The following is a 13,181-nucleotide window of genomic DNA, read 5'->3' as shown; positions in this document are numbered from 1 at the left end:
GTGAGGGTGTGGGTGTCGGCGCCGGCGGTGTGCAGGGCGGCGGTGATGTCGGGGATCAGGGAGTCCCCGTCCTGACCGATCACCAGCCAACGGCCCGTCAGCCTCCCGTCTCCGGCGGGAGTTTCCAGGGCCGTCCAGGTCACCCGGTAACGCCAGGCGTCCGTGGGCCGGGACGACGACGTCGCGGTCCGCCGGGCGACAGCGGTCGGCAGCCAGAACCGGTCACGATGGAAGGCGTACGACGGAAGCGGCACCCTGCGCGCACCGGTGCCCTCGTACAGGGCGTTCCAGTCGACCCGGACCCCGTGCGCGAAAGCGGCACCCACCGCGTGGCGCATGCGGTCGAGGCCGCCCGCGCCCCGCTGGAGCGTGTCCAGGGCGGTGGCCGGTACCCCCTCGTCCGCTGCGATCTCGTCGATCGCGGCGTTGAGCAGCGGATGCGGACCGACCTCGATGAACGTGTGATGGCCCGCGCGCAGCAGGGCCCGGACCGTGGCGTCGAACTCCACGGGTTCGCGCGTGTTGCGGTACCAGTACGCCCCGTCCAGCTGGTCGCCGCCGCAAGGACCGGCGGTCACGGTGGAGAAGAACGGTATCCGCGCGGGAGCCGGCCGTACGCCGGAGAGCAGGTCCAGGAGCTCAGCGCGGAACTCCTCCACCTGCGGCGAGTGGCCGGCGAAGTCGACACCCGGCAGCGGCCAGCGCAGCACCCCCTCGGCGGAGAGCCGCGCGCCGAACTCCTCCAGCGCGAGCGCGTCACCGGAGACGGTGACCGAGGCGGGGCCATTGACCGCCGCCACGGAGATCCGCTGACGCCATGGTTCGAGCAGCTCACGGATCCGCTGGGCCGGAGCCATCACCGCGAGCATCCCGCCGTTCCCGGCCAGCCGCCCCCACAGCCTGCTGCGTCCGGCGATCACCAGGGCGGCGTCGTCCAGCGACAGCGCACCGGCCACGCAGGCCGCGGCCACCTCGCCCTGGGAGTGGCCCACGACCGCGGCCGGCCGCACCCCGTGGGCCTCCCAGAGGGCTGCCAGCGAGACCATCGTGGTGAACAGCACCGGTTGCACCACGTCGGCCCGGTCGATGGGAGGGGTGCCCGGGGCGCCGGCCAGCACGTCGAGGACCGACCAGTCGAGGTGGGGCGCCAGCGCCCGCGCGCAAGCCTCGGCCCGGGCGCGGAAGACGGGGGAGTCCGCGAGGAGCCGCGCTCCCAGTCCGGCCCACTGGGCGCCCTGTCCGGGAAAGACGAAGGCGGGCGCGCGGTCGCTGCCGGCCTCGCCCAGCACGACCGCCGGCTCCGGCCGCTCCTCCGCCACCGAGCGCAGCCGCGCGATCAGCGACTCACGGTCGCCGGCCGGGACCGAGGCCCGGTGGGAGAGCGCCGCGCGGGTGGTGGCGGCGGAGTACGCGGCATCGGCCGGCGTGATCTCCGGATGGGCGGCGAGGTGATCGGCGAGCCGCCGGGCCTGCTCGCGCAGGGGTACCGCACCGGCGGCCGACAACGGGAGGACGGTCGCCGGGGACGCGGCCGGGGGCGGCGGAGGTGCTTCGGCCGGGGCGGGTGGTTCTTCGAGTACGACGTGGGCGTTGGTGCCGCTGACGCCGAACGAGGAGACGCCGGCGCGGCGCGGCCGGTCGGGATCGGCGGGCCACGGCCGGGCGTCCGCGAGGAGTCGGAGGGAACCGGCCTCCCAGTCGACCTTGGTGCTGGGACGGTCGGCGTGCAGGGTGCGCGGCAGGGTGTCGTGCCGCAGCGCCTGCACCATCTTGATGATTCCGGCGACGCCGGCGGCGGCCTGGGTGTGGCCGATGTTGGACTTCAGCGCCCCGAGCCAGACCGGCGTCCGGCGCTTGGGGTGTCCGTAGGTGGCGAGCAGGGCGCCGGCTTCGATGGGGTCGCCGAGGGGGGTGCCGGTGCCGTGGGCCTCGACGGCGTCGATGTCGTCGGCGGAGAGGCCGGCGTCGGCCAGGGCCTCCCGGATCACCTTCTGCTGGGCGGGCCCGCTGGGGGCGGTCAGGCCGTTGCTGGCGCCGTCCTGGTTGACGGCGGTGCCGCGCACGACCGCCAGCACCGGGTGGCCGAGCCGCTCGGCATCCGACAACCGCTCCACCAGCAGCATCCCGGCACCCTCGGCGGGCCCGAAACCGTCGGCGGCCTCGGCGAAGGCCTTGCAGCGGCCGTCCGGCGCCAGCGCCCGCTGCCGCGAGAACTGCACGAGGAGGGCGGGGTCGGCGATGACCGTCGCACCGCCGGCGAGGGCCAGGTCGCACTCGCGGCGGCGCAGCGACTGCACCGCCAGATGCAGCGCCACCAGCGACGACGAACACGCCGTGTCCACCGTGAGGGCGGGACCCTCCAGACCCAGGGTGTACGAGACCCGGCCCGCCGTGAAACTGACGATCCCGGCCAGGAGCTGGGCCTCCAGCCCTGCGTCGGCCGCGTCCAGCCCCTTCTGGTAGCCGCTCTCCCAGGCACCGGCGAACACCCCGGTGCGGCTGCCCCGTAGCGACTTCGGGTCGATGCCGGCCCGTTCCAGCGACTCCCACACCGTCTCCAGCAGGAGCCGCTGCTGGGGGTCCATGGCCAGTGCCTCGTTCGGGGAGATCCCGAACAGGCCGGGGTCGAACCGGTCGACTCCCCGGACGAATCCCCCCTCGCGGCAGTACGTCGTCCCCGGCCGGTCCGGGTCGGGCGAGTACATCGCCGTCACGTCCCAGCCGCGGTCGGAGGGTGCGGGGGAGACGGCGTCGGTCTCCGAGCGCAGCAGCTCCCACAGGTCCTCGGGCCCGCGCACCCCGCCGGGCAGCCGGCAGGCCATGCCGACGATCGCGATCGGTTCCCGCGCCCGCTCGTCGACGGCCCGCAGCTGCTCGGTGGCCCGGTGCAGCTCGGCCGTCACGCGCCTGAGGTAGGAGCGCAGCTTCGCCGCGTCCGGCTCGTTCGACTCCTTCGGAGCTTCGTTCTCCACAGCGGTCTTCCCTTCGAGGCTGTGCGGTCCAGGTCCGGCCGGGCAGCAGCTGCCGGCCGGGTGGGGTCAGGACGTGCCGAACCGTTCGTCGATGTACGCGAAGATCTCGTCGTCGGCCGCGGCGTCCAGGACGTCGTCGATGCGGTCGCCGGTGCCTTGGACGGTGTCGCCGGTGTTCGAGGTGGTGCTGTGGAGAGCGCGCCAGCGGCCGGCCAGGGCGTCCAGGTGCGACGCGATCTCGCCCGGCGTCCGCGGAGCGGGAACCGTGGCGGCCGTGCCGTCGGGGGCGAGGACGGCCAGCGCCTCCTCGATCCGGTCGAGTCCGGCCAGGACGGGGCCGGTACCGGCGGCCCGCCGCGGCGTGAGCAACTCGTCCAGACGGCCGGCCAGCGCGGTCGGCGTCGGATGGTCGAAGACCAGGGTCGCGGGCAGCCGCAGACCCGTCGCCGCGGCCAGCCGGTTGCGCAGTTCCACCGCGGTCAGGGAGTCGAAGCCCGCCTCGCGGAAGGCCCGGTCCGAGGCGACCGAGGCGGCGGAACCGTGGCCCAGCACCGCGGCGACGAGCTCACGCACCAGCTCCAGCAGTGTGTCGAGGCGTTCCTCGTCCGACAGGGCGGACAGACGCTCCGCGAACGCCTCACCGCTCACCTGGCCGTTGCCGCCGACGGCGTCCGTCCGGCCCTGCCGGGCCGCCGTGCCGTCCGAAGCACGTGTGACGAGCCGCGACAGCAGGGGCGGGACCGTACCGGTGGCACGCAGCGCGGCCAGATCCAGCCGCATGGGGTACTGGACCGACTCGTCCACCCCGAGCGTCGCGTCGAACAACGCGGTGGCCAGGGACGCCGGCATGGGCGGGAAACCGCTCCGCGCGAACCGACGGCCCAGGCTCTCCTGGTCCAGCGTGTGCATACGGCTGCTGTCCGTCCACAGCCCCCAGGCCACCGAAACCGCCGGCAGACCGAGCGAGCGCCGCCGGGCCGCGAGGGCGTCGAGCACGGCGTTGGCCGCCGCGTAGTTGCCCTGGGCGGGACTGCCCAGCAGCGCGGCGCTGGACGAGAACAGGACGAACGCCGACAGGTCCAGGTCCCGGGTGAGCCGGTCCAGGTGCACGGCGGCGTCCACCTTGGGCCGCAGCACCCGTTCCAGCCGTTCGGGGGTGAGGGAGGGCAGCATGCCGTCGTCGAGGACGCCCGCGCTGTGCACCACCGCTGTCAGGGGCTGCTGCTCGGGTACCTCGGCGAGCAGCCGCCGCACCGCGTCGGGGTCGGCGACGTCGCAGGCGACGACCGTGGCCGACGCGCCCGCTTCGGCCAGTTCCGCGACGAGTCCGGCGGCGCCGTCTCCGTCCGGGCCGCCGCGCGAGGCCAGCAGCAGGTGGCGCACGCCGTGCCGGGTGACCAGATGCCGGGCGATCCGGCTGCCGATCGTCCCCGTGCCGCCCGTGATGAGCACCGTGCCGAACGGGCCGAACGCGGGCGGCATCGTCAGCACCAGCTTGCCGACGTGCCGGGCCTGGCTGATCGTGCGCAGGGCGCCGGCGGCGCGGCGCACGTCGTACGTGGCGACCGGCAGGGGCCGCAGCGCGCCCCGCTCGAACAGCTCCATCAACTCGGTGAGCATCCGGCCCAGTTCACCGGGGTCCACCTCGTCCAGGCCGAACGCCCGGTACTGGACGCCGGGGTGGTCCGCGGCGACCCGGAGCGGATCGCGTACGTCGGTTCGGCCCAGGTCCAGGAACCGTCCGCCGGGGCCGAGCAGGGTAAGGGACGCGTCGGTGTACTCGTACGCCAGGGAGTTGAGGACGACATCGACGCCGACCGGCCGGCTCTCGCGGGAGAACGCCGTCGCGAAGTCGAGGGTGCGGGAGGAGGCGATGTGCTCGTCCGCAAGCCCCAGGCCGCGCAGGGCGTCCCACTTGGCGGGGCTCGCGGTCGCCAGCACCTCCGCGCCCAGGTGACGGGCGATCTGCACGGCGGCCATACCGACGCCTCCGGCGGCGGCGTGCACCAGCACCGTCTCCCCGCGCCGCAGGCCGGCCAGGGCGACCAGGCCGTAGTAGGCGCTCAGGAACACTGCCGGGACCGACGCGGCGCGGACGAACGACCAGCCGTCCGGGACCGGCGCGAGCAGCCGCTCGTCGGCGATGCACACGGGACCGAAGCCGCCGTTCCACAGGCCCAGCACCCGGTCGCCGGGGCGGAACCGGGTGACTCCGGGACCGGCCTCGGTGACGACGCCCGCTCCCTCGGTGCCCAGCTCCGCCTCGCCCGGATACATGCCCAGTGCGAGGAGGGCGTCCCTGAAGTTGACACCGGCGGCACGCACGGCGACCCGCACCTGCCCCGGCTCCAGCGGGGCGTCCGCATCGGGAGCGGGCAGCAGGGCCAGCCCGTCCAGGGTGCCGTCCGCACTCCGGCCCAGCCGCCACGCACCGCCCCCGGCCGGCGGGATGAGCGCGGCGCCGACGGGGGACGGTGAGTGACCGTTCGGGCGGTTGGGTGTGCCGCCGACGGACGTGCCGCCGACGCGGTCCAGCCTGGGCAGGTACGCCGTGCCGGCCCGCACCGCCGTCTGCGGTTCGCCCGAGGCGAGGGCCGAGGCGAGGACGGCGGGCAGGGCTCGTACCGACACCGGGTCGTCGTCCACGTCGACGAGCAGGAACCGGCCCGGTTCCTCGGCCTGCGCGGAACGCAGCAGACCCCACGCGGCGGCCGCAGCCGGGTCGGTCACCTCGCCGTCGTCCCGCACCGCGACCGCGCCCCGGGTCGCCACGACGAGCCGCGGCCCCTCGGTTCCGGCCGTCGCCGCGAGCCACCGCTGCACGAGCTCCAGCACCCGGCGGACGACGTCCCGAGCCTCGAGGTCGAGGCCCCCGTCCCCGCCCGCCACACCGAACACGACCGCGTCGGGTGCCGACTCCCCGCCTGCCTCGGCGCCCGGGACGGGCAGGTCGGGCAGGTGAGCGTCGGCTGCCTCGGCCAGGGACAGGGCGTCGGGGCCCGCGACCACCCAGCGCAGCGCAGCGGCGGCGCCGTCCGCCGCGGCGCCGGGCGTGGGAACGGCGTCCCAGGCGAGTGCGAACAGGGAGTCGGGAACCTCGCTGAGGCCGACGTGCGCCAGGTGACCCGGGTCGACCGGGCGCATGACGATCGAGTCGATCTCGGCGACCGGTCGCCCCTCGGCGTCGGCGCACTGGACCCGGACCGCGTCCTCGGCCACCGGCGAGACCCGGACCCACATCCGGTCGGCACCCGAGCGGTGCAGCCGTATGCCACGCAGCGCGAACGGCATCCGCACCCGCCCGTCCTCGGGGAAGAACGTCCCGAGACTCATCGTCTGCAGGGCCGCGTCCAGCAGCGCGGGATGCAGTCCGAACCGCGACGCGTCGCCCTGGGCCGACCCGGGCAGCGCCACCTCCGCGTGGATGTCGGCACCGTGCCGGTACGCCGCCACCAGCCCGCGGAACACGGGCCCGTACCCGTAGCCGCGCTCGGCGAACCGGTCGTAGAAGTCGCTGACGTCCAGCGGCTCGGCGCCTGGCGGAACAGCGGCAGCGCCCTCACCCGCACCCTCACCCGCGCCCTCGTCCGGTGAGAGGAGGCCCTCGGCGTGCAGGCTCCAGTCGGCGGCGTCCTCCGGGCGGGCGTGGACGGTGAAGCGGCGGTCCCCGCCCGGCCCCCGGCCCGCCACGCTCAGCCGCAGCCGCACCCCACCGTCGGCGGGCACCGTCAGCGGCGACGACAGCGTGAGTTCCTCGATCCGCCCGGCGCCGCTCTGGCGCCCCGCCCACAGCGCGAGGTCGGCGAAGGCCGCACCCGGCAACAGCACCGCTCCCAGCAGGGTGTGGTCGGCCATCCAGGGGAACCCGTCGACGCCGATCCGCGCGGTGTACACATGGCCGCCGGAGTCGGGCAGTTCCACGCCGCCGCCGAGCAGCGGATGATCGGCACCGTCCAAGCCCAGGGAGGCCGGGTCGCCGCCCCGGACACCGGGGTGACACCAGTAGCGCTCCCGCTGGAACGGATAGGTGGGCAACTCCACGGGCCGTGCGCCCGGACCGAAGACCGCCTCCGGGTCGACCTCCACGCCGTGCGCGAAGGCGCGGCAGACGGCCAGGGCCAGCGCGCGAGGACCGCCCTGTCGGCGGCGCAGGGTCCCGAGCACCGCCGCGTCGGTACCGGCGTCGGTGACCGTCTGCTCCAGGGCCACGGCCAGCATGGGATGCGGGCTCGTCTCCAGGAAGACGTCGTGCCCGTCGGCGATCAGCGCCCGTGTGGCCCGCTCGAACTCGACGGGCTCGCGCATGTTGCGGTACCAGTACGCCGCGTCCAGCTCAGTGCCGTCCAGCAGCCCGCCGGTCACCGTCGAGTAGAACGGGATGCCGGCCGGCCGGGGGGCGACCGGGGCCAGCACCTCCAGCAGGTGCGCCCGCAACGCGTCCACCTGCGGCGAGTGGCCCGCCGTGTCGACGCCGGGGATCGGCCGGGCGTGCACCCCCTCACCGGTCAGCCGCGCGACCAGTTCGGCCAGCGCCTCCGGGTCGCCGGCGACGGCACAGGAACCGGGGCTGTTGACGGCGGCGACGGCGAGACGGTCCCCCCACGTCACCAGCCGCGGCCGCAGCTCCTGCGCCGGCATCGGCACCGCCACCATGCCGCCCTTGCCCGCCAGTCCGAGCCACGCCCGGCTGCGCAGGGCGACGATCCGGGCCGAGTCGTCCAGCGACAGCGCCCCGGCGACATGGGCAGCGGCGATCTCACCCTGCGAGTGCCCGACGACCGCCGCCGGTTCCACCCCCAGCGCACGCCAGACCGCCGCGAGCGAGACCATCATCGTGAACAGCACCGGCTGCACGACGTCGACCCGGTCGAGCGAGGGCGCGTCCGGTTCCCCGCGCAGCACGCTCAGCACCGACCAGCCAAGGTACGGCCGCAGCGCGGCGTCGCAGGAGCCGGCCGCACTCCGGAACGCGCCGGAACGCTCCAGCAGCCCCTCGGCCATCCCGGTCCACTGCGATCCCTGGCCGGGGAACACGAACACGACACGCTCGGCCGTTCCCGCGGTGCCGGTCGCCGCCAGCGGATGCGGGCCGCCTTCGGCGACGGCGTCCAGGGCCTCGGCCAGCTCCGCCATGCTCTCGCCGACCACCGCCGCTCGCCGTGGGAAGCGGGCGCGGGTGCTGAGCAGGGCGTGCCCGACGTCGGCGGGACGCCCGTCGGGACCCGCGAGGAGCTGAGCGCACAGCCGGCGCGCCTGATCGCGCAGTGCGGCCTCGCTGTGCGCGGACAGCATCAGCGGCACGGTCACCCCCTCCCACCGGTCCTGGTCCCCCGACAGCGGCGCGTCCGCCGGAGGCGGCTCGGGCGACTCGGGTACGGCCGTCCGGGGCGGTTCCTCGATGACGACGTGGGCGTTGGTGCCGCTGATGCCGAAGGCGGAGATGGCGGCGCGGCGTGGCCGGTCGGGATCGGCGGGCCAGGGCCGGGCGTCGGTCAGGAGCCGCACCCGGCCGGTCTCCCACTCGACCTTGCTGGTGGGGCGGTCGACGTGGAGCGTGCGCGGCAGGGTGTCGTGCCGCAGCGCCTGCACCATCTTGATGACTCCGGCGACACCTGCGGCGGCCTGGGTGTGGCCGATGTTGGACTTCAGCGACCCGAGCCACAGAGGACCGCGGTCTTCGGCCTGTCCGTACGTGGCGAGCAGGGCGCCGGCTTCGATGGGGTCGCCGAGGTGGGTGCCGGTGCCGTGGGCTTCGACGGCGTCGATGTCGGCCGCGCTGAGGCCGGCGTCGGCGAGGGCGTCGCGGATGACGTTCTGCTGGGCGGGCCCGCTGGGGGCGGTCAGACCGTTGCTGGCGCCGTCCTGGTTGACGGCGGTGCCCCGCACGACGGCCAGCACGCGGTGGCCGAGCCGCTCGGCGTCCGACAACCGCTCCACCAGCAGCGCCACGGCACCCTCGGCCAGACCGACGCCGTCGGCGGCCTCGGCGAACGCCTTGCAGCGGCCGTCCGGCGAGATCGCACGCTGCCGCGCGAAGTCCACAAGCATCTCCGGAGTGGACATCACCGTGGCGCCGCTGACCAGCGCCAGATCGCACTCCCCACGGCGCAGCGACTGCACCGACAGATGCAGCGCGGTGAGGGAGGCGGAACAGGCCGTGTCGACGGTGACCGCCGGCCCCTCCAGCCCGAAGACGTACGACAGCCGCCCGGACATCACGCTGGCGGAGTTGCCCGTGGAGATGTAGCCGTCGAAACTCTCGCCGTCCGCGCCGCCGTTCTGCAGCAACGGCACATAGTGCTGGCCGTTCGTGCCCACGAAGACCCCCGTGCGGCTGCCGCGCAGTCGCGTGGGGTCGAGCCCGGCCCGTTCGAAGGACTCCCAGGCTGTCTCCAGGCTCAGCCGCTGCTGCGGGTCCATCGCCAGCGCCTCGCGCGGGCTGATCCCGAAGAAGCCGGGGTCGAACTCGGCCGCGTCGTGCAGGAACCCGCCCGCGCGGGCGTAGGTGCGGCGCGACGCGGCAGGGTCGGGGTCGTAGAGAGCGTCGTTGTCCCAGCCCCGGTCGGTGGGGAAGGCGGTGATGGCATCGGCCCCGTCGGAGAGCAGTTCCCACAGGTCCTCCGGGGACCCCACCCCGCCCGGCAGCCGGCACGCCATGCCGATGATCGCGATCGGCTCGCCCAGGTCCGCCTTCCGTGCCACCGGTGCCTTCGCGGCGGCGGCCGTGCCGGCCTCGTCGCCGAAGAGCCGCTCTTCGAGGTGGCGGGCGAGTGCGGCGGGGGTGGGATGGTCGAAGACCAGGGAGGCGGGCAGCGTCAGCCCGGTCGCCCCCGCGAGCCGGCCGCGCAGCTCGACCGCCGTCAGCGACTCGAAGCCCAGCTCACGGAACGCCCGCTTACTGTCCACCGCGTCGCCGGACGCCTTCCCCAGCACGGCTGCGGCATGGGTGCGGACCAGTCGCAGCAGCGCGGCCCGCCGCTGGTCGCCTGACCGGGCGGACAGCTCCCGCACCAGCTCGGCCGTGGCCGGGTCCTCGGCGTCCGCCGCGCGCCGCGCGGAGTGCAGCTCCCGCACCTCGGGCACCTCGTCGAACAGGGCTGCCGGCCGTACGGACGTGTACGAGGCGACGAAGCGGTCCCACACGACGTCGGCGACGACGCCGCACGCGCTGCCCCCCGCCAGCAGCCGCCGCAGCGAGCGCACCGCCGCATCGGGATCGAGCGGGACCAGCCCGCGCCGGCTCAGGAACTCCTCGTCGGCGCCCTCCGCATGGGCGCCGCCCGCCCAGGGGCTCCACGCGACCGACACCGCGGGCAGACCGGCGGCCCGTGCGCGTTCGGCCAGGGCGTCCAGGTGCGCGGTGGCCGCCGCGTAACCGCCCTGGGCCGCGCCGCCCCACACACCCGAGACGGAGGAGAACAGCACCAGCGCCTGCAGACCGGCCTCGGCCGCCAGACCGACCAGATGACCGGCGACGGCCGTCTTCGCGACCACCGCCTCGGCGATGTCACCGGGCGCCGTCTCGACGAGCGGCGCCAGCGGCACCAGCGGCGGCGCGTGGACGACGACGGCGGGACGGTACTCCGCGAGCAGACCGGCCAGAACGGACCGGTCGGTGACATCACATGGGATCCGGACCACAGCCGAGTCGGGGGCCGGCTCGGCCGTCCCGGCGTCAGCCGCCGTCCCGGCGAGCACCACGCGTTCCGCTCCGTCGTCCAGCAGGGACCGCAGCAGCGGGGCGGGCACCGTCGTGGAGTCCCCGACGACGAGGACCGTGCCCCGGGGCCGCCACGCGGGCGGCGCCGCTCCCGCCGGGGTCCGCACGATCCGGCGGCCCAAGACACCCGACGCCCTGATGGCGACCTGGTCCTCGGTCACGGTCCCGGCGAGCACCGCGGCGAGCCGGTCGAAGGTCCGGGCGTCGGGCCGCTCGGGCAGATCGACGAGACCGCCCCACAGTTCGGGCACCTCCAGCGCCGCGGCCCGCCCCAGGCCCCACAACTGGGCCCCCTCGGCGGACGGCACCTCGTCCGGCCCGGCGGCGACGGCACCCCGGGTGACGGTCCACAGCGGAACGGCGACGCCGAGATCGGCCAGCGCCTGGACGAGGGCGAGGGTCCCGGTGACTCCCGCCGGCACACCGGGATGCTCCGGGTGGCCGTCCGTGCACAGGCCCAGCAGCGACACGGCACCGCTCAGCGGCTCCTCCCCGGCGACCACGGGCGCGAGCAGCGCGCGGAGACCGTCGCGGCCGGTCGACAGCGGGTCGGCCGTGACCCGGCGGACCGTCCCTCCGAAGGAGGCGATCGCCTGCTCCACGGAATCGGCGACCCCGGCCTCCACCTCTCCGGTCGGCACGATCAGCAGCCGTGTCCCCGGCCGCCAGGCGTCGGCACCCGGCAGCAGCCCCTGCCAGGCGACGTGGTAGGCGAGCCGGTCACCGTACGCCGAGGCGGCATCCTCCTGCCCGGAGCCGCTTTGGGCGCCCGCCGCCGGACCGGTCGCAGCCACGGAACCCGCCCCGGCCGCCGGTCCCGGTTCCGCCGGGGCCACCCAGTACCGCTCGCGCTGGAAGGCGTAGGTGGGCAGGTCCACCCACCCCGCACGCGGACAGAGCGCAGCCCAGTCCACCGCAACCCCTGCGACCTGGGCCTCCGCGGCGGATGTGAGGAATCGCCGCAGGCCGCCGTCGTCGCGCCGCAGCGAGCCGACGGCCACCGCGCCCGCCCCCGCGTCCTCCAGTGTCTGCCGCACGGGGACGGTGAGAACCGGGTGCGGGGAGCACTCCACGAAGGCGTCCACCCCGTCGGCCAGCATCGCCCGCAGTGCGGCCTCGAACCGCACCCGGTGGCGCAGGTTGCGGTACCAGTACCCGGCGTCGAGCGCGGTCCCGTCCAGCGGCTCCGCCTCGACGGTCGAGTAGAAGGGCACGCGGCCCGCGCGCGGCCGGATCGCCGCGAGCACGGCCGCCAACTCCTCCCGGATCCCCTCGACATGGCGGGAGTGCGACGCGTAGTCCACGTCGATGCGACGGACCCGGACGCCCTCGCCCTCCAGCACGCCCAGCAGCGAGTCCACCGCGCCGGGCGGGCCGCAGACGACGGTCGTCTCCGGCCCGTTGACGGCCGCGATCTCGACGTCCCGGACACCACCACCGGCCTCAGCGCCAGCCAGCAGCGACTCGACGTCGGCCGCGGCCAGGGCAACCGATGCCATGCTGCCCCGCCCCGCGAGTTCACGGGCGATGAGCTGAGAGCGCAGCGCCACCACCTTGGCGGCGTCCTCCAGGGAGAGCACCCCCGCGACGTGGGCGGCGGCGATCTCGCCCTGGGAGTGACCGACCACGGCAGCCGGCTCGACACCGAGCCACCGCCACATCGCCGCGAGACCGACCACGACGGCGAAGGTCACCGGCTGCACGACGTCCACCCGGTCGAGGCCGGGCGCCCCTGGCGTCCCACGGAGCACATCGGTGAGCGACCAGTCCACGAACGGCTCGAGCGCGGCCTCGCACCGCGCAAGCTCCGCCGCGAACACCGGTGACGAATCGAGGAGTTCGGCGCCCATGCCGGCCCATTGCGCGCCCTGGCCCGGGAAGACGAAGGCGACCCGGCGGACATCGGCCGCGCTGCCCGTGACGACGTCCGGCGAGACCTCGCCCGAGGCCAGCGCGGCAAGGGCGTCCAGCGGGGCAGCGCCGTCACCGAGCAGCACCGCCCGATGGGGAAGCGCGGCCCGCCCGACGGCCAGACCGTGACCGATGCCGGCGGACTCGGCGAGGGAGAGGGCGTCGGCGGTGCGGTGGAGCCGGGCGCGCAGGCGGGCGGCCTGGGCGCGCAGGGCTTCGGGGGTGTGGGCGGAGAGCGGCCAGGCGATGACGGGTGGCGGGGTCTGAGTGCGCGCGGGTGTTTCCTCGGAGACCGGTGGTTCTTCGATGATGGCGTGGGCGTTGGTGCCGCTGACGCCGAAGGCTGAGATGCCGGCGCGGCGTGGCCGGTCGGGATCGGCGGGCCAGGGCCGGGCGTCTGCGAGGAGTTGGAGGGAGCCGGTCTCCCAGTCGACCTTGGTGGTGGGGTGGTCGGCGTGGAGGGTGCGGGGCAGGGTGTGGTGTCGCAGTGCCTGGATCATTTTGATGATTCCGGCGATGCCGGCGGCGGCCTGGGTGTGGCCGATGTTGGACTTCAGCGATCCCAGCCAGAGGGGTGT

The 13,181-nt window shown here is 75.3% G+C and carries 2 protein-coding genes; both read right to left on the bottom strand.

What is annotated here, in order from left to right; translation table 11 throughout:
* A partial coding sequence (locus AB0B29_RS37630) for a type I polyketide synthase (protein ID WP_362247256.1) occupies positions 1 to 2,972 on the bottom strand: 2,972 nt, incomplete at its 3' end.
* A gap of 66 nt (positions 2,973 to 3,038) precedes the next feature.
* Positions 3,039 to 13,181: SDR family NAD(P)-dependent oxidoreductase (locus AB0B29_RS37625; protein WP_436845986.1), on the bottom strand; the 10,143-nt coding region annotated here is incomplete at its 5' end.

The sequence above is a fragment of the Streptomyces tibetensis genome (assembly GCF_040647715.1).
Classification (GTDB): Bacteria; Actinomycetota; Actinomycetes; order Streptomycetales; family Streptomycetaceae; genus Streptomyces; species Streptomyces tibetensis_A.
Note: the sequence above shows the minus strand (reverse complement) of the source record. Positions and strands in the feature narration are given on the sequence as shown.